This window comes from Agrococcus sp. AC640b, from assembly GCF_979255995.1.
Window position 1 is genome coordinate 179,822 of the sequence record NZ_CEEDMM010000043.1, and the last position, 22,761, is coordinate 202,582.

17 protein-coding genes, 1 tRNA gene and 1 other RNA gene are annotated in these 22,761 nt (G+C 71.7%); 10 read left to right on the forward strand and 9 right to left on the reverse strand.

Going from position 1 to position 22,761, the window contains the following annotated elements:
• Positions 1-89: 89 nt before the first annotated feature.
• Positions 90-3,974: a cell wall-binding repeat-containing protein gene (locus ACZ6H8_RS14785; protein WP_464147676.1), complete on the reverse strand. Its 3,885-nt coding sequence runs from the start codon at positions 3,972-3,974 to the stop codon at positions 90-92.
• A 271-nt stretch (positions 3,975-4,245) separates the two neighbouring features.
• On the opposite strand from ACZ6H8_RS14785, the gene pta reads away from it, so the two are divergent.
• The 3 genes from pta to ACZ6H8_RS14800 are packed head-to-tail and all read left to right on the forward strand — an operon-like array spanning position 4,246 to position 7,721.
• Positions 4,246-6,354: a phosphate acetyltransferase gene (gene pta / locus ACZ6H8_RS14790; RefSeq protein ID WP_464147677.1), complete on the forward strand. Its 2,109-nt coding sequence runs from the start codon at positions 4,246-4,248 to the stop codon at positions 6,352-6,354.
• A complete protein-coding gene (locus ACZ6H8_RS14795; RefSeq protein WP_464147678.1) occupies positions 6,351-7,538 on the forward strand; it encodes an acetate/propionate family kinase in 1,188 nt (395 codons plus the stop codon). Before pta ends, ACZ6H8_RS14795 begins: the two co-directional genes overlap by 4 nt.
• Positions 7,539-7,547: 9 nt before the next feature.
• Positions 7,548-7,721, forward strand: coding sequence for a hypothetical protein (locus tag ACZ6H8_RS14800; protein WP_464147679.1), 174 nt, complete (start codon positions 7,548-7,550; stop codon positions 7,719-7,721).
• Positions 7,722-7,724: 3 nt separating this feature from the next.
• On the opposite strand, the gene ACZ6H8_RS14805 is transcribed toward ACZ6H8_RS14800, so the two are convergent.
• The 4 genes from ACZ6H8_RS14805 to ACZ6H8_RS14820 all read right to left on the reverse strand — a co-directional run bounded on the left by ACZ6H8_RS14805 (position 7,725) and on the right by ACZ6H8_RS14820 (position 10,169).
• On the reverse strand, positions 7,725-8,468 hold the full coding sequence (locus tag ACZ6H8_RS14805; RefSeq protein WP_464147680.1) for a class I SAM-dependent methyltransferase: 744 nt from the start codon (positions 8,466-8,468) through the stop codon (positions 7,725-7,727).
• Positions 8,465-9,022, reverse strand: a complete 558-nt coding sequence (locus ACZ6H8_RS14810; protein ID WP_464147681.1) for an isochorismatase family protein — start codon at positions 9,020-9,022, stop codon at positions 8,465-8,467. The genes ACZ6H8_RS14805 and ACZ6H8_RS14810 overlap by 4 nt, the downstream gene beginning before the upstream one ends.
• Before the next feature lie 97 nt (positions 9,023-9,119).
• Positions 9,120-9,216: signal recognition particle sRNA small type (ffs, locus tag ACZ6H8_RS14815), an RNA gene on the reverse strand.
• A 44-nt stretch (positions 9,217-9,260) separates the two neighbouring features.
• Positions 9,261-10,169, reverse strand: coding sequence for an aldo/keto reductase (locus tag ACZ6H8_RS14820; protein WP_464147682.1), 909 nt, complete (start codon positions 10,167-10,169; stop codon positions 9,261-9,263).
• A gap of 120 nt (positions 10,170-10,289) precedes the next feature.
• Here ACZ6H8_RS14820 and ACZ6H8_RS14825 point away from each other — a divergent pair, with 120 nt between their 5' ends.
• The 4 genes from ACZ6H8_RS14825 to ACZ6H8_RS14840 all read left to right on the forward strand — a co-directional run bounded on the left by ACZ6H8_RS14825 (position 10,290) and on the right by ACZ6H8_RS14840 (position 15,665).
• Entirely contained in the window at positions 10,290-12,680 is a 2,391-nt protein-coding gene (locus tag ACZ6H8_RS14825) for a DNA polymerase III subunit gamma and tau (RefSeq protein ID WP_464147683.1), read from the forward strand.
• The gene (recR, locus tag ACZ6H8_RS14830; RefSeq protein WP_464147684.1) at positions 12,681-13,280 is read left to right on the forward strand and encodes a recombination mediator RecR; all 600 of its coding nucleotides are present in this window, start codon (positions 12,681-12,683) and stop codon (positions 13,278-13,280) included.
• Positions 13,281-13,353: 73 nt separating this feature from the next.
• Positions 13,354-14,625, forward strand: coding sequence for an aspartate kinase (locus ACZ6H8_RS14835; protein ID WP_464147685.1), 1,272 nt, complete (start codon positions 13,354-13,356; stop codon positions 14,623-14,625).
• Positions 14,622-15,665, forward strand: a complete 1,044-nt coding sequence (locus tag ACZ6H8_RS14840; protein ID WP_464147686.1) for an aspartate-semialdehyde dehydrogenase — start codon at positions 14,622-14,624, stop codon at positions 15,663-15,665. Before ACZ6H8_RS14835 ends, ACZ6H8_RS14840 begins: the two co-directional genes overlap by 4 nt.
• A 45-nt stretch (positions 15,666-15,710) precedes the next feature.
• On the opposite strand, the gene ACZ6H8_RS14845 is transcribed toward ACZ6H8_RS14840, so the two are convergent.
• Positions 15,711-16,019: a hypothetical protein gene (locus ACZ6H8_RS14845; protein WP_464147687.1), complete on the reverse strand. Its 309-nt coding sequence runs from the start codon at positions 16,017-16,019 to the stop codon at positions 15,711-15,713.
• A gap of 113 nt (positions 16,020-16,132) precedes the next feature.
• Here ACZ6H8_RS14845 and ACZ6H8_RS14850 point away from each other — a divergent pair, with 113 nt between their 5' ends.
• The 3 genes from ACZ6H8_RS14850 to ACZ6H8_RS14860 all read left to right on the forward strand — a co-directional run bounded on the left by ACZ6H8_RS14850 (position 16,133) and on the right by ACZ6H8_RS14860 (position 19,056).
• Positions 16,133-17,635 (forward strand): malate:quinone oxidoreductase, encoded by a 1,503-nt coding sequence (locus ACZ6H8_RS14850; RefSeq protein WP_464147688.1) that lies wholly within the window; start codon positions 16,133-16,135, stop codon positions 17,633-17,635.
• A 177-nt stretch (positions 17,636-17,812) separates the two neighbouring features.
• Positions 17,813-18,445: a sigma factor-like helix-turn-helix DNA-binding protein gene (locus ACZ6H8_RS14855; RefSeq protein WP_464147689.1), complete on the forward strand. Its 633-nt coding sequence runs from the start codon at positions 17,813-17,815 to the stop codon at positions 18,443-18,445.
• 11 nt (positions 18,446-18,456) lie between these two features.
• On the forward strand, positions 18,457-19,056 hold the full coding sequence (locus ACZ6H8_RS14860) for a thymidine kinase (protein WP_464147690.1): 600 nt from the start codon (positions 18,457-18,459) through the stop codon (positions 19,054-19,056).
• Between the two features lie 52 nt (positions 19,057-19,108).
• On the opposite strand, the gene ACZ6H8_RS14865 is transcribed toward ACZ6H8_RS14860, so the two are convergent.
• From ACZ6H8_RS14865 to ACZ6H8_RS14875, 3 genes are all read right to left on the reverse strand, one after another.
• Positions 19,109-19,185: transfer RNA gene (locus ACZ6H8_RS14865), tRNA-Pro, on the reverse strand.
• Positions 19,186-19,216: 31 nt separating this feature from the next.
• Positions 19,217-20,113 (reverse strand): metallophosphoesterase, encoded by an 897-nt coding sequence (locus ACZ6H8_RS14870; RefSeq protein ID WP_464147691.1) that lies wholly within the window; start codon positions 20,111-20,113, stop codon positions 19,217-19,219.
• Positions 20,114-20,168: 55 nt separating this feature from the next.
• Entirely contained in the window at positions 20,169-22,751 is a 2,583-nt protein-coding gene (locus tag ACZ6H8_RS14875) for a transglycosylase domain-containing protein (RefSeq protein WP_464147692.1), read from the reverse strand.
• Positions 22,752-22,761 lie beyond the last annotated feature (10 nt).

Below are 22,761 nucleotides of genomic sequence, written 5' to 3' on the forward strand. Positions count from 1 at the left end.
AGGACCAACCCGACAAGTCTAGCCCGACGGATGCCGTGCACACGACGACGGGGGTGGAGCGTGCGCTCCACCCCCGTCGTCGGCTGCGACTAGCTGCAGACGGTGTAGCTCTCCGCACCTGCTCCCAGCGTCGCCTCGTCGCCCATGAAGTAGACGTCGGGCTGGCCGAGGCGCAGGCTCTCGCTGATGAGCTCCGACGGCACGCACTCGGGGCGCACCACGTACAGCGGTGCGTCGATCGAACCGGCGAGCGCCGATGCCGAGAGCGCGTCGGGGAACTTCAGGCCGCTCGCCACGAACATCGCGTCAGCCGAGCCGAAGACGGCCTGGTTGATGTAGACGCCCGTGAGGAAGCGGTCTGCGCCTGCTGCGCGGTAGGGGTTCATCAGGTTGTCGATGAGGTCGCGGTAGATCCCATCGGTGACGGCTGCCGAGCTGCCGGCGACGAGCGTCTGGGTGACGCCCAGGCCCTGCAGCGTCGACAGCGTCGCCGCGTCGAGGGCCGCCAGCTGGCCGTCGACGAGGATCACCGGAGCGTCCATCGAGCCCGCTGCCGCGCCTGCCGTGAGCGCGTCGGGGAAGTTGCGCCCCGTCGCGAGGAAGGCGGTGCCCGCACCCTCGCCGAACGCGTACTCCGCGATCAGGCGAGAGGTCTCGAACCGGTCGGCGCCGCCGAGGCGGTCGACGGTCTCGACCGACTCGATGTCGCCGATCGCCGTCTCGACCGCTGCCGAGACCGACGGCGTGCCGCCGACGATCACGACGCGCGACGGGGACAGACGCTCGATCTCGGCGAGGATCGACTCGGGCAGGGACTCGGGGCGCGTGAGGAGCAGCGGGCCGCCCTCGTACGCCGCGGCGGGCCCTGCGGCCAGGCCGTCGGGGTAGTTCACGCCGCTCGCGACGTAGACGACGTCAGCGCCGTCCGGGTAGCCGAGCTCGGACGCCGCGACGGCCGTCTCGAATCGGTCGCCGCCTGCGATGCGCTCCGGCGCGGGGATGCTCGCAGCCCCGGTCGTCACGCGCAGGTAGGTGCGCACGTCCTCGGTCGTCGAGTAGGTGACGACGCCGACGTACGCCTCGTCGACCGCCAGGTCGCGCCAGGACACCTCGTACTCGGCGTCCGCGGCAGCCGTGACGGGGAGCGTCGACGGCGTGACGGTGAGGTCGCCCTCGGCCGCGCCGGGCACGATCGTCGCGACGTCGAGCGTGAACGCTGCCGTCGCGTTCGCCGAGGAGTAGACGTCCACGAGCGCGACCCACTGCCCGGGCGTCGGGTCCTCGACCAGCAGGGTCTCGTCGCCCGCTGCCGTGGCAGCGGAGTACGACTCGACGATGCGGTTGTCGACGACGCGTCCGACGGTGAGGTCGAGGTCGTCGGCGTCGTTGGCTGCATCGAGCGAGAAGTGACGAGCGAGCTCGCCCTCGCCGACGGTGAAGAACGACGACTGAGCCGTTCCGCCCACCGCCTCCTCGCCCGAGAAGACCTCGGCGTACGGGTAGAGGCCAGAGGCGCTGAGGTCGATCGAGCCGGTGATGCCCGAGCGCACGGTGACGGGCGCCTCGCCGCGCACGCCGGTGGCGTCGATCCACTCCGGAGCCGCGACGCTCGCCGGGTACACGGCGATCGGCGACCGCGCGGTGTGCTCGGAGCTCGTCCACGTGAGCGAACCCATCGCCCACGCCTCGGTCGCCGTCGTCGGCAGCACGTCGAACTGCACCGTGTAGGACAGCTCCTGGCCTGCCTCGGTGAAGTCGAGGGTCGTCGGCGACACGGTGGTCGTCACGCCCTCGGGTGCGTCGACCGACACCGCGTACGAGCCGGGCTCGAGCGCCGTCAGCGTCCTCGTGATCGTCTGCGTCGACGTGAGGCTGCCGATGCCGATCGAGGGGATGTTGAGGTCGCTCGGGTCGATGCTCGCGCCGATCCAGTCGCTCGGCAGCTCGTAGCCGATGCCACGCAGGTAGCCGTACCAGTCGTCGAGGTCGTTCGCGTAGTAGACGCCGGGGTCGAGGAAGTCCGCCGTGTTGACGAAGCCCGCACCCTGCGCGAACCAGTCCTGGCTCACGGTGCCGTCGGGGTTGACCGTGTCGGTCGCCGTCGTCATGAGCGCGGACTTGATCTCGGCGGGCGTGGCGAGCGGGTGCTCGCCGAGGTACACGGCTGCGAGGCCCGCGACGTGCGGCGCTGCCATGGACGTGCCGGACAGGAAGACGAACGAGGGGTCCTCGCCCTCGCCGTTCGGACCGGCGGCGATGATGCCGGTGCCGGGTGCGGCGATGTCGGGCTTGATGACGTCGTTGCCGTCGGCGATGACCGGGCCGCGCGACGACGAGGCCGCGACGACCGGTGCCGGCGTCACGATCTCGGTCGTGTTGCCGTAGGTGAACGTCACCGTCTCGCCAGCCTGCGCCGCTGCGAGCGCCTGCGGGTACGACGGGGCGTCGATGTGCACCGTCGGCACCGCGTGGTCGTCGAGGTCGACGGACTGCGGCGTCGGGTTGCCGAGGATCATGCCGATGCCACCTGCGGCCTCGACGACCTCCGACTTCTCGGCGCGCGCGTTGTTGCCGCGGTCGCAGAGCACGATGAGGCCCTCTGCCGCTGCCGGGTCGATCGTGCCGGGGAGGCAGAGCGCCGCGTCCGCGGCCGTCGCCGGTGCGAGCGGGATGTCGCCCGCGTACACGAGCTCGCCGCTCAGCGGCGGCTCGAGCTCCGGGTCGACCGTGACGGACGCGCCCGGCACGGCGGAGCCGTCCTCGTACGTGATCGTCGCCTCGTAGTTCTCGATCGTCGTGTTGGCGACGGTCGTGTACCAGGGGGAGGCGTGGTCGAGGGTCGTCGGGTTGGGGCCCGAGTTGCCTGCCGAGGCCGACGTGAAGATGCCGGCTGCCGCCGCACCCAGGAAGGCCTGGTCGTAGGGCTCGAACACCGACTCGGCAGCGCCGCCGCCGATGGAGAAGTTGATGACGTCGACGCCGTCGGCGGTCGCTGCCTCGATGCCCTGCATGAGGTCGGCGCCGGAGCAGCCGTCGTCGGTCGTCACGGCCGGGTCGGGGTTGTTGCCCGACCAGCAGACCTTGTAGACCGCGATGCGCGCCTCGGGTGCGACGCCCGACATCGTGCCGATGTCGAGGCCGCCCTGCGTCGTCACGGGGACGTCGAAGTTGCCGGCTGCGGTCGAGGCGGTGTGCGAGCCGTGGCCGTCGAGGTCACGGGGAGATGCAGCCTCCACGCCCTCGCCGCCGATCCGCGAGGCGCCGAAGCCGTCGAGGAAGAACTGCGCGCCGACGATCTTCGTCGAGCACATGTCGGCCGTGAACTGCGGGCCCGTCTCGCAGGTGCCGGTGAACGTGCTGCCGTCGCCCTTGACGAACAGGATCTCGTCGCCGGAGAGGTACGGCTCGGCGCCCGCGGTCGTGCCGAGGGCCTCGCCCTCGAAGAGGGGGTTCTCGGGTGCGATGCCGGTGTCGAGCACGCCGACGACGACGCCGGTGCCTGCGTCGGCCTCGCCGCCCACCTGCTCCCACATGCCCTCGACGTCGAGGTAGTCGTTGGAGGGCGAGCCCTGCAGCTGCAGGATCTCGTCCGGGTAGACGCCCGCGACGCGGGGGTCGGTGACGAGGTCGAGCGCCTGGTCGGCCGAGAGGTCGGCGACGAAGCCGTTGGTCGTGAGGGTGAGGCTCGCAGCCACGTCGGCGCCGACGGACGCGGCGACCGCATCCTGCTCGGTGGCGAGGTAGTCGGCGTAGGCGACGACGGCCGGGTCCTGATCGTCGAGGCTCTCGGTGCCGGAGGGCGCCGTGCGCTGGAGGTTCGCGACGCCGCCCGTGTAGAGCGCTGCTGCGTCGTCCTCGAGGAGGACGACGTAGCGGCCGTCGTCGAAGTTGCTGGTGTCGACCGGGATCGCGGGGCTGTCGGCTGCGGACGCGACCGTCGTGCCTACCAGAGCGCCGCCGAGACCGATGGTCACGGCGGCGACAGTGGCGAGACAGCGACGGAGCGCGACACGACCGGAGGTGGTGGTGCTCACAGGATGATGTCCTTCGTCACAAGGGTTCCCCGCTCGATCGGCGGAGAGGTTGTGCTTCAACCTAGGTCGCTCCTGTCGGACCCATTGCGAAGCGTTACCCGTTCGTGACCTCAGGCGACGCGACGCGGCGTGTCGTGAGCGATGCTCACGAGTTGGGCGTTCGGGCGTCAAGGCCATCGCACCCGCGAGGCGGCATCCCTAGGCTTGGTCCGTGACCTCACGGATGATGATCGCCTCCCCCGAGGGGCACGCGGGCAAGTCGATCGTGGCGCTCGGACTCGTCGACGCGCTCTCGAGGCGCGTCGGACGCGTCGGCGTGTTCCGACCCGTCGCGCGCACCACGACCGAGCGCGACAGCGTGCTCGAGCTGCTGCTCGCGCACGACGCCGTGCACGTCGCCTACGACGACGCCGTCGGCACCACCTACGAGGCCGTGCACGACGACCCCGAGGCTGCGCTCGCGACGATCGTCGCCCGCTTCCACCTCCTCGAGGACCGCTTCGACGCCATCGTCATCGTCGGCTCCGACTACACCGACGTCGGCAGCCCCACCGAGCTCGGCTTCAACGCACGCGTCGCCGCCAACCTCGGCGCACCTGTCGTGCTCGTGCTCGGAGGCCGCGACCCAGAGACGGGCGAGGCCAGGAGCGTCGAGGCGCTCGGGCAGCTCGGCGAGCTGACGCTGCCGGAGCTGCGCGCCGGCCACGCGCGCCTCGCGGCGCTCGTGGTGAACCGCAGCGACGTCGACACCGCCGCCGTGGAGGCCGTCGCGCGCACGGCGGGCATCGACGTGCCGGTCTGGGCCATCCCGGAGGACCCCATCCTCGGCGCGCCCACCGTGCAGCAGCTGTTCGACGCCACCGACGCCGAGATCGTCGGAGGGGACGCCGCGCTCACGCAGCGGGAGTCGCTCGGCACCGTCGTGGCCGGCATGTCGATGGAGCACGTGCTCGACCGGCTCATCGACGGTGGCATCGTCGTCGTCCCCGGCGACCGCTCGGACGTCGTCGTCGCGACGCTGCTCGCGCAGCGCTCCGAGTCGTTCCCGACCGTCGCGGGCATCATCCTCAACGGCGGCTTCGACCTCGCACCTGGCGTTCAGCGGCTCATCGACGGCCTCGACCTGACGATGCCCATCGCACGGTCGCCGCACGGCACCTACGAGACGGCGAGGCGCATCGCAGGCACGCGCGGCGCGATCTCGACGGGGACGCAGCGCAAGCGCGACACCGCGCTCGCGCTGTTCGAGCAGCACGTCGACGTCGACGCGCTGCTCGACCTCCTCGAGCTGCAGGACTCGACCGTCGTGACGCCGCTCATGTTCGAGCAGGGCCTCATCGAGCGCGCTCGAGCCGACGTGCGGCACATCGTGCTGCCCGAGGGCGACGACGACCGCATCCTGCAGGCGGCGTCGACCATCCTGCAGCGCGGCCTCGCGCGCCTCACGATCCTCGGCGACGAGGGCGCCGTGCGCGCTCGCGCCGCAGAGCTCGGCCTCGACGTCGCCGACGCGCGCATCGTCGCCACCACCGACGACGAGCTGCGTCGCCGCTACGCCCAGGCGTACGCCGAGGCCCGCGCGCACAAGGGCGTCACCTTCGAGGATGCGTGGGACACGGTCGCCGACGTCTCCTACTTCGGCACGATGATGGTGCATCTCGGCGACGCCGACGGCATGGTGTCGGGGGCTGCGCACACCACGGCCCACACCATCCGGCCCTCGTTCGAGGTCGTGAAGACGAAGCCGGGCGTCTCGGTGGTCTCGAGCGTCTTCCTCATGGCGCTCGCCGACCGCGTGCTCGTCTACGGCGACTGCGCGGTCGTGCCAGAGCCCACCGACACCGAGCTCGCCGACATCGCCATCTCCTCGTCGCAGACCGCCCGCGACTTCGGCATCGACCCGCGCGTGGCGATGCTGTCGTACTCGACGGGGGAGTCGGGCTCCGGCGCCGACGTCGAGAAGGTGCGGGCCGCGACGGCGCTCGTGCGCGAGCGGGCCCCCGAGCTGCTCGTCGAGGGCCCCATCCAGTACGACGCCGCAGCCGATCCCGTGGTCGCTGCGAAGAAGATGCCAGAGAGCGCGGTCGCCGGCCGCGCCACCGTGTTCGTCTTCCCCGACCTCAACACCGGCAACAACACGTACAAGGCGGTGCAGCGCTCGGCGGGCGCGCTCGCGATCGGCCCCGTGCTGCAGGGCCTCAACAAGCCGGTCAACGACCTCTCCAGAGGAGCCCTCGTGCAGGACATCGTCAACACGGTCGCGATCACGGCCATCCAGGCGCAGGGCCAGGCTGCGGCCGCGGCGGAGGCGCGGGCGTGAGCTGCGTCTTCGTCGTCAACGCCGGTTCGTCGAGCCTGAAGTACCAGCTCGTCGACCTCGCGTCGGGGTCGGCGCTCGCCTCCGGCCTCGTCGAGCGGATCGGCGAGGCGCGCTCGAGCGCCAAGCACGTCGCCGGCGATGCCCGCACCGACGTCGAGCTGCACGTCGGCGACCACGAGCGGGCGTTCCAGTGGGTGCTCGACGCGTTCGCCGAGCACGGACCCGCGCTCGACGGCGCGAGCATCGTCGCCGTCGGGCACCGCGTCGTGCAGGGGGGCGCGCGCTTCGACGGCGCCGTCGTCATCGACGATCGCATCGAGGCGCAGATCGACGATCTCGCGCCGCTGGCACCGCTGCACAACCCGGCCAACCTGCTCGGCATCCGCGCGGCGCGCGTCGCGTTCCCGACCCTGCCGCACGTCGCCGTGTTCGACACCGCGTTCCACCGCACGCTGCCGCGCGCCGCATGGCGGTACGCGATCGACCGCTCGGTGGCCGACGAGCACCGCGTGCGCAAGTACGGCTTCCACGGCACGAGCCACCAGTTCGTCTCGCGGCGCGTCGCCGAGCTCGTCGGTCGCCCACTCGACGACACGCGCTCGATCGTGCTGCACCTCGGCAACGGCGCGAGCGCATGCGCCGTCGACGGCGGCCGCTCCGTCGAGACGTCGATGGGGATGACGCCGCTCGCGGGTCTCGTCATGGGCACGCGCTCCGGCGACGTCGACGCGGGCGTGCTCGTGCACCTGCATCGCGTCGCTGGGCTCGACGTCGACGAGCTCGACCAGCTGCTCAACAAGCGATCCGGGCTCCTCGGCCTCACGGGATCGGGTGACATGCGCGACGTGCAGCGTGCAGCCGCCGCGGGCGTCGATCACGCCGTCGAGGCCCTCGAGGTGCTCGCCCATCGCCTCCGCTCGACGGTCGGCGCCTACCTGGCGGTGCTCGGCGGCGCCCACGCGATCGCGTTCACGGCAGGCGTGGGCGAGAACGTGCCGCAGGTTCGGGCTGCGGCCCTCGCGGGGCTCGAGGAGCTCGGCATCCGCATCGATCCCGACCGCAACGCGTCGGGTCCGAGCGAGCGGCGCATCTCGACCGACGACTCCCGCATCGAGGTGTGGATCGTGCCGACCGACGAGGAGCTCGAGATCGCGACGCAGTCGGCGGCGGTCGTGGGCGCATAGCCTGGACGCATGCGCAACGTCTGGACCATCGTCGGCGTCGTCGTCGCCGTCGTCATCGCGTGGCTCGTCGTCGACCTCGCCCTCCGGGTGCTCGCGTTCGGTTTCCGCCTCGCGCTCGTCGCCATCGTCGCGGTGATCGTCTTCGCCGTGCTGCGGATGCTGCTGCGCAAGCCCGCCGAGTAGGCGTCAGTCGACGCGTTCGGCGACGACGACCCACTCGCGGCCGGGCCGGTCTGGGGCGTCGCGCACCTCGCGGACGGCGAAGCCCGCATGCTCGAGGTCGCGCACGATCGCCGAGAGCCTGCGGAACCGCAGCGTCGAGGTGGACTCGATGCGCACGCCGTCTGCACGGAAGATCGTCGGCGACTCGAAGGTGACGAGCTCGCCCTCGACGTGCGTCACCTCGACCCAGTCCTCCACCTCGCCGACGCCGGGCACGTCGACCACCTGATGCGTCGCAGCCTTCGTCCAGCCTTCCCACGCTCGCACGTGAGGTCTGCGCGTCTCGAACGCGAGCGTGCCCGCCGGTCGCAGCGCCGCGTGCGCGGCGCGCAGCACCTCGTGCCATGCATCGTCGTCGACGAAGACCTGCGCGACGTTCGCCGTCATGGTGACGACGTCGACGGCGAGCGGCGGCAGGGCGGCAGCGGTGCCGACGATCCACGTGACGGCCCCGGCGCCCGGCTTGCCGCGGGCGACGTCGATGGAGGCGGCCGCGGGGTCGACGCCGACGACGTCGACCCCGTGCCTGGCGAGCCGCAGGGCGAGCTCGCCCGTGCCGCAGCCGACGTCGAGCGCGCTGCGGGCTCCGAGCTCGTCGACGACGAGCCGTTCGTACGCATCGAGGTCGCTGCGATCGGGGTCGAGCGGGTCGTAGATGGCGGCGAGCCGCGGGTCGGCGAAGATCGGGTCGGCGGCGGCGTCGCTCACGCGAAGGCCACGTCGTCGGCGGCGATCACGGCGGCCTCGCGCCCCGGTGCCGTCTGGAACGACCAGTACAGGTTCGTGTGGGCGACGACCTGCGCGGGTCCCGGTGCCTCGGGCTCCCATTCGCGCAGGTCGTCGGTGGTGTGGGCGTCGCCGACGAGCGTCACGTCGTAGCCGCGGGCGAAGCCGCCGTGGATGGTCGAGCGGATGCACGCGTCGGTCTGGCCGCCCGTGACCACGAGCTGGTCGGCGCCGATGCCGGCGAGCACGTCGTCGAGATCGGTGGCCTCGAACGCGTCGCCGAACGTCTTCTCGACGACGGCCTCGTCGTCGGCGGGCACGAGCTCGTCGACGATGCGCCACTGCGGGCTCTGGATGGGAAGCTCGTCGCTCGAGTGGCGCACCCACACGACGGGCGTGCCGGCGCCGCGGGCCCGCTCGACGAGCGCGCCGATGCGGGCGATGACGCCCTCGCGATCGTGCGCCGCCTCGAACACGCCCTGCTGCACGTCGATCACGAGCAGCGCCTGGCTGCCGCGGCCGGAGATGGTGGACATCGTGCTCTCCCCTCGTGTGCAGCCGACGCTACGCCGCACCACCGACGTGCGCGAGCGCAGCGAGCCTCGAGGGAGCGGCACGACCAGCGCGTCGAGACGAGAAGACTCCCCGCGCACCCGCCAGAGCCCGGTTACCCTTGCTGCGTCTCCGCCCTGGGGGAGTTGGCCTGGATGGCGCCACGCGGGGAGCCGTCGACCATCGTACCCGCTTCGCGCGCGGGTCGCGACGGCAGGATCGCTACGCCGACAGGCGAGCGAGCTCGTCTGCGGTGAGCTCGACGTCGACCGACGCGAGCAGCTCGGCGAGCTGCTGCGGCGTGCGTGCGCTCGCGAGCGGGGCGACGACGAGGGGCTGCTGGCGCAGCCACGCGAGCGACACGGCCGCGACGGTCGTGCGGTGGGCGGCTGCGACGTCGTCGAGCACGTCCAGCAGCGCGACGTTGCGCGGCTCGTCGAGGTACGCGGCCGCGGCTCCCGCGCGCTGCGAGTCGACGGCGACGCCCGGACGGTACTTGCCGGTGAGGAACCCCGATGCGAGCGACGGATAGGGCACCTCGACGAGTCCGAGGTCCGCGAGCGTCGGCAGCAGCGCGGCCTCGGCGTCGCGGGAGACGAGGTTGTAGCGGTCCTGGCTCGTGGTGGGACGCGCGAGGCCTGCGGCGTCCGCGGCGGCGACGAGGGAGCGCACGCGCTCGGGCTCGAACGTGGAGACGCCGACCTCGCGCACCTTGCCTGCCTGCACGAGCTCGTCGAACACGGCGGCGACGTCCTCCTGCGGCACGTCCGGGTCGTCGCGGTGCGCGTAGTAGAGGTCGACGTGGTCGGTCTGCAGCCTGCGGAGGGAGTCGTCGAGCGCTGCGCGGACGTTCTCGGGGGAGAGGCCCTGGCGCTCGGGGTGCTGGAAGACCTTCGTGGCCACGACGACGCGGTCGCGCACGCCGCGCGAGGCGATCCACTCGCCGAGGATCGCCTCGGACTCGCCGCCGACGTTGCCCTCGACCCACGCGGAGTAGACGTCGGCGGTGTCGATGGAGCGGCCGCCGGCGGCGAGGAAGGCGTCGAGCACGGCGAACGACTCGTCGCGGTCGCTCGTCCAGCCGAAGGCGTTGCCACCGAGGATCAGGGGTCCGTGGTCGAGTGCAGTCATGCACGGGCGAACGTGCTCGCGGCGTGCGCATTCCCCGTGCGCCGACGCGTGAGCCGGCCCGGGCGCGTCGTCCGCTGCTGGCGTCGCCCGGCGTGGGTGGCCGCCGGTAGCCTGGCCTGCATGGTCGCAGCGCTCTACCGCCGGTATCGGCCGGAGTCGTTCGCCGAGCTCATCGGGCAGGCGCACGTCTCCGATCCCCTGAGCGCCGCCATCCGCGGCGACCGGGTGGGGCACGCCTACCTCTTCTCGGGTCCGCGCGGCTGCGGCAAGACGACGAGCGCGCGCATCCTCGCCCGCTGCCTCAACTGCGCGACCGGCCCCACGCCCACGCCGTGCGGCACGTGCGACTCGTGCGTCGAGCTCGGCCGTGACGGCGGCGGCTCGCTCGACGTCGTCGAGATCGACGCGGCGAGCCACGGCGGCGTCGACGACGCCCGCGACCTGCGCGAGCGCGCCGCGTTCGCCCCGGCGCGCGACCGATTCAAGATCTTCATCATCGACGAGGCGCACATGGTGACCTCCGGCGGCTTCAACGCGCTGCTGAAGATCGTCGAGGAGCCGCCACCGCACGTGAAGTTCATCTTCGCGACGACCGAGCCCGACAAGGTCATCGGCACGATCCGCTCGCGCACGCACCACTACCCGTTCCGGCTCATCCCTCCCGCTCCCATGCTCGAGTACGTCTCGCGCCTCACCGACGAGGAGGGCGTGCAGGCCGAGCCCGGCGTGCTGCCGCTCGTCATCCGAGCGGGTGGCGGCTCCGCACGCGACACGCTGTCGATCCTCGACCAGCTGATCGCGGGCTCCGAGACGCCGACGGTCGCGTACGCGCAGGCGGTCGCGCTGCTGGGATTCACGCACGCCGAGCTGCTCGACGACGCGGTCGAAGCGTTGGGCGCGCACGACGCGTCGGCGATGTTCGGCGCCGTCGACCGCGTCATCCAGTCGGGGCAGGACCCGCGACGCTTCGTGGAGGATCTGCTCGAGCGGCTGCGCGACCTCATCGTCGTGCGGGCGGCCCACGACCCGGCGTCGCTCCTGCACGGCGTGCCGCAGGAGGAGCTCGACGCCATGCTGCGGCAGGTGCGCGCGTTCGGTCCTGTCGAGCTGTCGCGCTCCGCCGACGTCGTGGCCAAGGCCCTCACCGACATGACGGGCGCGACGAGCCCCAAGGTGCACCTCGAGCTCATGGCAGCGCGTCTGCTCGTGCCCGCCGCCGGCGACCAGGAGCTCGGCACGCTCGCTCGGGTCGAACGGCTCGAGCGCCGCATCGGCGTCACGGGGGCGACGGCCGATGCCGCTGCGGCCGAGGCTCCCGCGCAGGCCGTCGCTGCGGCGGCCCCCGCGCGCGCCACCGTTCCCGCGCAGGCCACGGCGGCTCCGCAGGCCACGGCGCCGACCTCCGCAGCCGCACCCGAGACGCCGGTGCCGCCGACCGCCGCAGAGGCTGCGACGCCGAGCGAGCGGCCCGCAGCGCAGGACGCGCCCGCGCACGACGCTCCGCCCGCCGTCGTGACGCCCGCGGCGGTCGGGACGGTCCGCGTCGAGCAGCTGCGCGACGCGTGGGACGAGGTGCTCACCCACCTCGGCGACGCGAGCCGTCCCGCGTGGCTGCTCGTCTCGCAGGCCGAGGTGCTCGAGCTCGACGGCGACGTCCTGCGCATGGGGTTCCGCAACCAAGGCGACTTCGAGGCGTTCCCCGCCAAGCCAGGCGGGGTCACGAGCCCCGCCGAGCACCTGCGCGCATCGATCGAGCACGTGCTCGGGCTGTCGGTGAAGTACCGTCGCAACCTCATCGACGCGCCGGAGGGCGGGCGCCCGCGGTCTCGCACGGCGCAGCCGTCGTCCGACGACGTCGATGCGGAGCCCGCTCCGACGGCGCAGGCAGGCCCCGCGCCGGTCCCGGCCGCCTCCCGGCCGACCGAGCCCGCGAGCGCACCGGCACCGGCAGACGGACCCGCGTCGGCGAGCGCGCCGTCCGCCTCGACGCGACCGGCGCCGACGAGCGCGCCGCAGCCGCGCGGCGGCGCGGCATCGACGCCGCGCTCCTCCGCGTCCGCGTCGGCCGCGGGGTGGGCGGTCGCCGCGATCCCCAGCGCCCACCCGGAGCCGGACGCGCGACCCGACGCGGTCGTCACCCCCATCCGCGCCACGCAGACGGCACCGGCGCCCGTCGCCGATCCGGCGCAGGCGCCGGCTCGCCCGTCGTCGGCGCCGGCATCCGACGACGTGCCAGACGGCGACGCGCCCGACGACCCGTGGGGTCCTGAGGAGCAGGTCGTCGACCACGCCACGGCCGCGGCCGCCGTCGAGGCGACGGCGCAGGCCGTGCAGGCCCACGCCGTGACCGAGCCCGAGACCCAGCGGCAGCAGGCGACCGGCCGGGCACCCGCCGTCGATCCGCGTCGCAGCGCGCTCGACGACGCCAGGTACGGCGAGGCCGTCGTGCGCGAGGAGCTCGGTGCCGAGTTCATCGAGGAGATCGCGCTCGATGGCATGGAGGGTCGATAGATGTACGACGGCATCGTGCAGGAGCTCATCGACGAGCTGGGCAGGTTGCCGGGCGTCGGCCCGAAGTCCGCGCAGCGCATCGCGTTCCACATCATCCAGACCGAGTCGTTCGACGTGTCGAGGCTGTCGCGCGTGCTCGCGGAGGTGCGCGACCGGGTGCGGTTCTGCGAGGTCTGCGGCAACGTCGGCGAGCAGGAGCGCTGCATCATCTGCCGCGACCCGCGGCGCGTGCCCACGACGATCTGCGTCGTGGAGGAGCCGAAGGACGTCGTCGCGATCGAGCGCACCCGCGAGTTCCGCGGGCTCTACCACGTGCTCGGGGGCGCCTTGAACCCCATGCAGGGCGTCGGCCCCGACCAGCTGCGCATCTCGCAGCTGCTGCGGCGCCTGCAGGACGACACGGTGCAGGAGATCATCATCGCCACCGACCCGAACGTCGAGGGCGAGGCCACGGCGACGTACCTCATCCGCACGCTCGCGCCGCTGGGCATCGCGGTGTCGAGGCTCGCGAGCGGACTGCCCGTCGGCGGCGACCTCGAGTTCGCCGACGAGATGACGCTCGGGCGTGCGTTCGAGGGGCGCCGTCAGGTCACCTCGTAGCGTCGTCGCACGGCCGAGCCAGGCATGCGAGCGACCATAGGATGAGGGTTCGCCCATCCCCACAGGAGTCGTCATGAGCCTCATCGTGCAGAAGTACGGCGGCTCGAGCGTCGCCGACGCCGAGAGCATCAAGCGCGTGGCGAAGCGCATCGTCGAGACGCGCAAGCGCGGCTCCGACGTCGTCGTGGTCGTCTCGGCGATGGGCGACACGACCGACGAGCTGCTCGACCTCGCCCACGAGGTCGTGCCCGGGCTGCCCGCCCACGGCCGCGAGCTCGACATGCTGCTCACCGCGGGCGAGCGCATCTCGATGGCGCTGCTCGCCATGGCGATCACGTCGATGGGTGGCGAGGCGCTGTCGCTCACCGGCAGCCAGGCGGGCATGCTCACGGATGCGACCCACGGCTCCGCGCGCATCGTCTCGGTGACCCCCGGCCGGGTTCGCGCCGCGCTCGACGACGGCAAGATCGTGATCGTGCAGGGCTTCGCAGGCTTCAACAAGGTCACGGGCGACATCACGACCCTCGGCCGTGGTGGCTCGGACACGAGCGCAGTCGCCCTCGCCGCCGCGCTCGATGCCGACGTGTGCGAGATCTACACCGACGTCGACGGCGTGTTCACCACCGATCCCCGCATCGTGCCGCGCGCCCGCAAGGTCGACAGGATCACGAGCGAGGAGATGCTCGAGCTCGCCTCGGCGGGCGCGAAGGTGCTGCACATCCGCAGCGTCGAGTACGCGAGGCGCCACGGCGTCACGCTGCACGTGCGCTCCTCGTTCACGAACCAGGAGGGCACGATCGTGTACGACCCCGAGAAGGAGGGGACGATGGAAGAGGCTCAGATCGTCGGCGTCGCGAGCGACCTCGGCGAGGCGAAGATCACGATCGTCGGCGTGCCGGACGTGCCTGGGACGGCGGCGCGCATCTTCACGATCGTCGCCGAGGCGGAGGCGAACGTCGACATGATCGTGCAGAACGTGTCGGCGGCGTCCACCGGTCGCACCGACATCACGTTCACCCTGCCGAAGGAGGACGCGGCGCGTGCCCTCGCGGCCCTCGAGGCCGCGAAGGACGAGGTCGGCTTCGAGCAGGTGCTCCATGACGACCAGATCGGCAAGCTCGCGCTCGTCGGCGCGGGCATGCGCACGAACGTCGGCGTCTCGGCGAAGCTGTTCCGCGCCCTGTCGGACGCGGGCATCAACCTCGAGCTCATCTCGACGAGCGAGATCCGCATCTCGGTCGTGACGAGCGCGGCGCAGCTGCACGACGCCGTCCGCGTCGTGCACTCGGCGTTCGGGCTCGACGCGGACACCGACGCGGTCGTGCACGCAGGGACGGGCCGATGAGCCTCCGGCTCGGCATCGTCGGCGCCACCGGGCAGGTCGGCGGCAAGGTCATCGAGCTCATCGAGCAGCGCGGGCTCGCGTACGACGAGCTGCGACTGTTCGCGTCGGCGCGCTCCGCGGGCTCGCACCTCACGGTGCGCGGCGAGGCCATCACGGTCGAGGATGCCGCGACCGCGGACCCCGCGGGTCTCGACGTCGCGATCTTCTCGGCGGGGGCGACGACGTCGCGTGCGCAGGCGGAGCGCTTCGCCGCCGCAGGCGTCACGGTCGTCGACAACTCGTCGGCATGGCGCATGGATCCCGAGGTGCCGCTCGTCGTCTCCGAGGTGAACGCGCACGCGCTCGAGACGATCCCCAAGGGCATCGTCGCGAACCCGAACTGCACGACGATGGCGGCGATGCCCGTGCTGAAGCCGCTCGACGCCGAGGCCGGGCTCACGCGGCTCGTCGTCTCGACGTACCAGGCGGTCTCCGGCTCCGGGCTCGCGGGGGTCGAGGAGCTGCGCGGGCAGCTGGCGTCGGCCGTCGAGCAGCAGCCCGAGCGCCTCACGCACGACGGCCACGCGCTCTCGCTGCCCCAGCCGGTGTCCTACGTCGCGCCCATCGCGATGAACGTGCTGCCGCTCGCCGGCTCGATCGTCGACGACGGCGAGGGCGAGACCGACGAGGAGAAGAAGCTCCGCAACGAGAGCCGCAAGATCCTCGAGCTCCCGGACCTGCTCGTCGCGGGCACGTGCGTGCGCGTGCCCGTCTTCACGGGGCACTCGTTGTCGATCCACGCCGAGTTCGACCGCCCCATCAGCCCGGAGCGGGCGCGAGCGCTGCTCGCCGACGCAGCCGGAGTGGTGCTCGCCGACGTGCCGACGCCGCTCGACGCGGCAGGCACCGACCCGACGATCGTCGGCCGCATCCGCGCCGACCAGTCGGCACCTGCCGGCCGTGGCCTCGTGCTCTTCCTCTCGAGCGACAACCTCCGCAAGGGCGCCGCGCTCAACGCGCTGCAGATCGCCGAGCTGCTCGCCGCGCGCATCGCGGCGTAGCAGGCGACGGGGCGGGGCCGTGCGGCTCCGCCCCGTCGTGGTGCGCTACGGCTGCTCGGGCGTCGCGTCCGCTTCGCCGTCGCCGCCGCCGCGAACGCCGTCGACCTTGTCCTCGACCCATTCGCGCGCATCCTGAGCGCGCTCGCCGAGCGTCTCGCCGACGCCCTGCGCCCGCTCACCCACGTCGCCTGCGACGTCCTTGGCCTTGTCTGCCACGTCGCCTGCGACGTCCTTGGCCTTCTCGGCCACGTCGCCTGCGACGTCCTTGGCCTTCGCGCCGACGTCCTGCGCCGTGTCCTTCGCCCACTCGGCGGCGTCGCCGAGCCTGTCCTTCGCGTCGTCGAGGAATCCCATGTCGACGCCTCCTCTCGTGTGGTGGTCCGACACTATGCCGGTGGACGTCGCGCGTCCTGTGCGCGGCGGATGCGTGACGCGGACGCCGCCGCACGCGAGTACCATGGGAGCCGATGAAGACGATCGATGTGGCCCTCATCGGCGGTGGGATCATGAGCGCCACGCTCGGTGCCCTCCTGCAGAGGCTCGAGCCCGACTGGTCCATCGAGGTGTTCGAGCGCCTCGGCGGGGTCGCCCAGGAGTCCTCGAACCCGTGGAACAACGCCGGCACGGGCCACGCTGCGCTCTGCGAGCTCAACTACACGCCCGAGGGGCCCGACGGGTCGATCTCGCCTGCGAAGGCCGTCGACATCAACGAGCAGTTCCAGGTGTCGCGCCAGCTGTGGTCGACGCTCGTCGAGGACGGCTTCCTGCCCGACCCGAGCGCGTTCATCTCGGCGACGCCGCACATGAGCTTCGTCTGGGGCGAGGCGAACGTCGACTACCTGCGTCGACGCTACGAGGCGCTCAAGGACGAGCCGCTGTTCGAGGGCCTCGAGTTCTCGACCGACGTGCGGCAGATCCGGCAGTGGGCGCCGCTGCTCGTGCCCGGTCGCCGCAAGGATCAGCCGATCGCGGCGACGCGCATCACCTCGGGCACCGACGTCGACTTCGGTGCGCTGTCGAGGCTGCTGTTCGCGGGCATGGAGCGCGGCGGTGCGCGCGTGCGCACCGGCAAGGACGTGCAGGGGCTCAAGCGCGGCAAGGACGGTCTGTGGACCATCCGGCTGCGCGACGAGGTGGGCCGCACGCCCTCGCGCATCCGTGCGCGCTTCGTGTTCGTCGGCGCAGGTGGCGGCGCGCTGCGCCTGCTGCAGAAGTCGGGCATCCCCGAGGCGCACGGCTTCGGCGGCTTCCCCATCACGGGCGAGTTCCTGCGCACCGACGATCCCGCGATCGTCGAGCGGCATCTGGCGAAGGTCTACGGCAAGGCGAGCGTGGGCGCACCGCCCATGTCGGTGCCGCACCTCGACACGCGCGTCGTCGACGGTCGGGCGAGCCTGCTGTTCGGCCCCTACGCGGGATTCAGCCCGAAGTACCTGAAGACCGGGTCGAACCTCGACCTGTTCTCGTCGATCCGGCCGCACAACCTGTACCCGATGATCCGCGCGGGGCTGGCGAACCTCGGGCTCGTGAAGTACCTGGCAGGCGAGGTGCTGTCGACCAAGGCGAAGCAGATGGAGGCGCTGCGCGAGTTCGTGCCGAACGCGCGCGCGGCCGACTGGCACCTCATCACCGCCGGCCAGCGCGTGCAGGTCATGAAGAAGGATCCCGAGAAGGGCGGCGTGCTGCAGTTCGGCACCGAGATCGTCACGGGTGCCGATGGCACGATCGCAGGGCTCCTCGGGGCGTCGCCAGGCGCGTCGACGGCCGCGCCCATCATGCTGACGATCCTCGAGCGCTGCTTCCCCGAGCGCTTCCCCGCATGGCGCGGCGAGGTCGAGCGGCTCGTGCCGTCGTTCGGCACGAGGCTCAACGACGACCGCGACGCGGCACGTGCGAGCATCGCCCGCACGGCGCGCGTGCTCGGCATCGACGGTCTCTCGAGCGACGCCGCGCTGGAGCGGTCGGCGTAGCGCGTCCCGCGCGCGACCGGCGAACGCCGACGACGCGGGACGCTTCGAAGCGTCGAGGTGTCTCGCAGCACGCACGAGCGTTGCGTCCAGATGCGCGCGGATGCGGTCTTCGAGCGTCACAGGCTGCGATCTGGATACCTTGTGACGCTTGCTCAGTTCTTGGGGTACGATCCGACCATGGTGTCCGATGCAGCGCGAACCAGGGGACAGATCACCCTTGGGATCATCGATGACTTCGCGATCCTGCTCGAGTCCCTGCGCGTCTGGCTCGAGCGAAACGCTCCCGACATCGACGTCGTGATCAGCGCCTCCACGTTTCGCGAGTTCGCCATGGACGGGTCGTTTCCGCCCGACGTGACGCTCATCGGTGAGCTGCGGCACGAGTCCACGACGATCGCGTCGCGCATCAAGGCGTGCGTCGCCGCCGGGTCGCAGGTCGTGATCGTCGCCGACGATCGCGCCGTCGACCACCATCAGGCGCTGCAGGCGGGCGCGGCCGAGGCGCTGCCGCGCAAGACTCCCATGCTCGAGATCGTGCAGGCGATCCGGCGTGCGAGCCAACGGCAGATGCCCGCCGTGCGCCGCAGCGCGCCCCTCGAGCGTCCTCGTCTGAGCCCCGGCGAGCGGCAGGCCCTGACGTACTACGTGCAGGGCTACTCGACGCAGCAGGTCGCGACGGCGATGAACGTGAAGTACGAGACGGCGAAGACGTTCCTGCGGCGCGTGCGCCAGAAGTACGCGGCCGTCGATCGCGCCGCTGGCAAGCGCGCGGATCTCATCGTGCGCGCGACGGAGGACGGCATCCTCTAGCCTGGTTCCTCGTGGCAAAGCTCTACTTCCGCTACGGGGCGATGAACTCGGGCAAGTCGACCGCGCTGCTGCAGGCGGCGTTCAACTACGAGGAGCGCGGGCAGCGGGTGCTGCTGGCGAAGCCGACGACCGACACGAAGGGCGATCTCGCCATCGTGTCGCGGCTCGGCGTCACGCGCGACGCCGACTTCGTCGTCTCGCCGACCGACGCGATGCTCGGTGCGTTCGTGCACGCGGCGGGCGGAGCGCCCGGCGGCGACGCGATCGCGTGCCTGCTCGTCGACGAGGCGCAGTTCCTCACCTCCGAGCAGGTCGACGATCTGCTGCGCATCGCGGTGCTCCACGACGTGCCGGTGCTCGCGTACGGCATCCGCACCGACTTCCGCACGCACGCGTTCCCCGGCTCCGCGCGCCTCATGGAGATCGCGCACTCGCTGGAGGAGCTCAAGACCATCTGCCGCTGCGGCCGCAAGGCGCTCTTCAACGGCAGGCGCGTGGGGGACCGGTTCGTGTTCGAGGGCGACCAGGTGGCGATCGACGGCGAGGCTGTCGCCTACGAGTCGCTGTGCGCGACGTGCTACCTGCGCGAGTCGGGCGGCGCGCTGGCGTAGCCGCGTGTACGAAGATGCAGGAAGCCCCCTCCGCGTGGAGGGGGCTTCGACGTGGTCGGGGTGACAGGATTTGAACCTGCGGCCTCGTCGTCCCGAACGACGCGCGCTACCAAGCTGCGCCACACCCCGTTGTCGCCGCTTGCGCAGCAACCTGTCCATGCTAGCCGATCCGGCGGGCCTCCAGCGACACCAGCACGGCCTCGGGCGGGGTGCCGAGCCGGAACGGCGCGTAGATCGACGTGCCGATGCCCTGCGACACCTGCAGCGCGACGCTGCGATCGGCGTGCCGCCACGTGGTGAGGCCCGATGCCTGCTCGCGCGGCACGTCGCAGTTCGCGACGATCGCGTGGCCCCCGGGGATGCGCACCTGCCCGCCGTGCGTGTGGCCGGCGAACACCACGTCGGCGCCCTCGCGCGCGTATGCGTCGAGGATGCGCCGGTAGGGCGAGTGGGTGACGCCGATCGTGACGGGGCCGAGCGTGTCCGCGCTCCAGGCGGCCTCGTCGCGCAGGGTCGCGAGCTCGTCGAGGGCGACGTCGAGTCGATCCCATCCGTGGTGCGCGTCGTGCACGCCGACGAGCGCGAGCCGCGTGCCTGCGATCTCGAGGCCGCGCGCGTGGTTGTCGAGGTCGAGCCAGCCGAGGTCGGCGTAGACGGCTTCGAGCGCTGCCGTGTCGAGGTCGGACGCGTGCGCGGCGCCCCCCTTCGAGGAGGGGCCGCGCAGGTACCGCAGCGGATTCTTGAGCATGGGGCCGACGTAGTCGTTCGAGCCGTGCACGAAGACGCCGGGGATGCCGCGCAGCGGCTCGAGCGACGCCGCGACGGCCGGGATGGCGTCGCGATGCCCGAGCGCGTCGCCCGTCGAGATCACGAGGTCGGGCTCGAGCGCGGCGAGGGAGCGGATCCACTCGATGCGGCCCCGCTGCCACGGCGCGAGGTGCTGGTCGGCGAGGTGCAGCACGCGGATGGGCGCGCTGCCTGCGGGGAGCACGCGGATCGTCTCGTGACGAACGCGGTAGGCGGTGCGCTCGACGAGCGTCGCGTACGCGGTGGTCACGACCCCCAGGCCGACGAGCGCGCCCGCGGCGATGCCGAGGGCGCGCCCGGAGGCGTCAGCAGCCAGGGTCCTGGCCGTCCTGGTTCGACCCGACGACGATCGACACGGGCGAGTCGGGAGCTCCCTCGGTGCCGGCGTCGGGGTTCTGGTCGAGCACCTCGCAGCGCTGGTTGCCAGGTGCCTGGCTCCAGGTGATCTGCAACGCGCCCGGGTCGAGACCGCTGTCGGTCATCGTCGATCTCGCGTCGGCGAGGGATTGCCCCTCGAGCGTCGGGATGGCCACCCCGGGCGGCGCATACTGCGAGCCGTCGCTGATGAGCAGCGTGATCGACGTCTCCGGCAGCACGAGCGCCCCCGCGCCCGGCGCCGTGTACTCGACGCGCCCGCTCTCCTGCGCACCGGCGACGGTCGAGCCGACGACGACCGTGAAGCCGGCGCCCTCGAGCGCCGCGCGGGCATCGTCGGGCGTCTGCCCGGCCACGTTCGGCAGGGCGACGGCGTTGCCCTGCAGCGTCTCGGCGTCCGGCTGCAGGAACTCGCCGCCGGGGTAGCGGGCGAGGGCATCGGCCATGACGTTGGTGAACACGGTCGATCGGACGTTCCACATCGATCTGCCGCCGAGGCCGAAGATGCCGACCTGGCCGCGGATGTTGCCGACCCACACGCTCGTCGCGATCGACGACGACGCGCCGTTGACCCACGTCTGCACGACGTTGTCGTTCGTGCCCGTCTTCGAGATCACGGGGGCGTTGCCAGGGGGGTTGTTGAGCGGGTTGCGGTTCGTGACCTGCTGCAGCACGAACTGCATCACCGACGCCACCTCCGGCGTGATGACCTGCTCGCACTCGCCCTCGGGGGCCGGGATCGCGGCGCCGTCGCGTGCGACGATGCTGTCGATCGCGGTCGGCTCGCAGTGCACGCCGCCGTTGGCGATCGTCTGGAACGCTTGCGCCATGCCGAGCGGCGTCACGTTGGCTGCACCACCGATGAGCGCGGACGCGCCGCGGTCGTTGGCGTACGCCTCGTCACGGTACGAGCCGCCCATCGCCGGGCTGGCACCCATGTCCTCCGCGATGTCGAGCACGTCGCAGGTGTTGAGGCGCGTGCCCATCTCGATCGTGCCCGTGTTGAGGGAGTTCACGAAGATGTCGGTGACCGTCGAGCGGCTGGAGTTCAGGCCCTCGTTGTTCTGCGGGTCGAAGCGCGACGGTCCGTCGCAGGTCGGCACGGTGCGCTCGCGCCTGGAGGTGTCGAGCGACGTGTTCACCGAGTAGCCGGCCTCGATCCACGCGGCGAGCGTGAAGATCTTGAATCCCGAGCCCGGCTGGAACCCGTTGCCTCCGCCGTACTGCGGTCCGACGTTGAAGTTGATCCCGGTCTCGGTGAGGGGATCGTGCGCCTCGGTGTCGTCGTAGTCCTTGTTCTGCGCCATCGCGAGGATGCGGCCGGTCTGCACGTCGAGCATCGTGACGGCACCGCCGTACTCGAGGCGCTGCTCGGTGTTCGGCACGTACTCGTCGAGCGTCGCCTGCACCTCCTCGTTGAGGCCGACGTCGATCGTCGTGTAGATCTGCAGGCCGCCGAGCGACAGCGTGCGCGTCGCCGCCTCGCGGTCGGCGCCGAGGATGAAGCTGCCATCTGGCTGCGGCTCGTCGAGCAGCTCGGTGACGTAGTCGCAGAAGAAGCCCGTCGAGCCGTAGTAGGAGGCGATGCAGCCGTTCTGCGCGGGCTGGATGTTCACGAAGCTCTCGTCGATGACGGTCGCGACCGCCTCGTCGTGCTGCTCCTGGGTGATGTAGCCGACCTCGAGCATCGCGTCGATGATGTAGTTGCGGCGAACCTCGTTGCGCTGGTAGTTGTCCGGCGAGAAGAGGTGCAGCGTCGAGGGGTTCTGCACGATCGTCATGATCGACGCGGCCTGCGCGATGGTGAGCTGGTTGGCGTTGACGCCGAAGTACCGCTGCGCAGCCGCCTCGATGCCGTACGTCGCCTGGCCGAAGTTGGCGATGTTGAGGTACGCGGCGAGGATCTCGTTCTTCGTGTACCGCTGCTCGAGGCCGATCGCGAAGCGCATCTCCTGCAGCTTGCGGCCGTAGGAGTCGGTGGTCTGGTCGTCGCACAGCTCCTGGTCGAAGCGCTCGTCGGTCTCGACGTCGACGACCTGGCATGCGACCTCGACGATCTGCTGGCGCACGAGCTGCATCGTGAGGCTCGAGGCTCCGCCGGAGCCACCCGTGACCTGTCCGACGGCGGCGCGGATGATCGACGGCGCGTCGACGCCTCCGTGGTCGTAGAAGCGGCGGTCCTCGCCGGCGATGGCGGCGAGCGGCGCCCACTGCCCTGCCTGGTCGAGCGTGACGACCTCGCGGTTCTGGCTGTAGAACTCGGCGATGGGCACGTTCTGCCCGTCGAGGGTTCCGAAGATGGTGGAGACCTCGGACTGCTCGTCGATCTGGGCGAACTCCGGCAGGTTCTCGAAGATGTCCAGGCCGCTGTTGGCGGTGCTGGAGGCGACGGCGACGGCGGGCGTGACGGTGGCGCTCACGAGGAGGCCGGCGACGACGCTGAAGCCGATGAGGCCGAGCAGGCTCCCGAGCAGGGATCCCGGCGCGTGCTTGGCGTTCGAGCGGGCTGGCATGCTAGCGAGG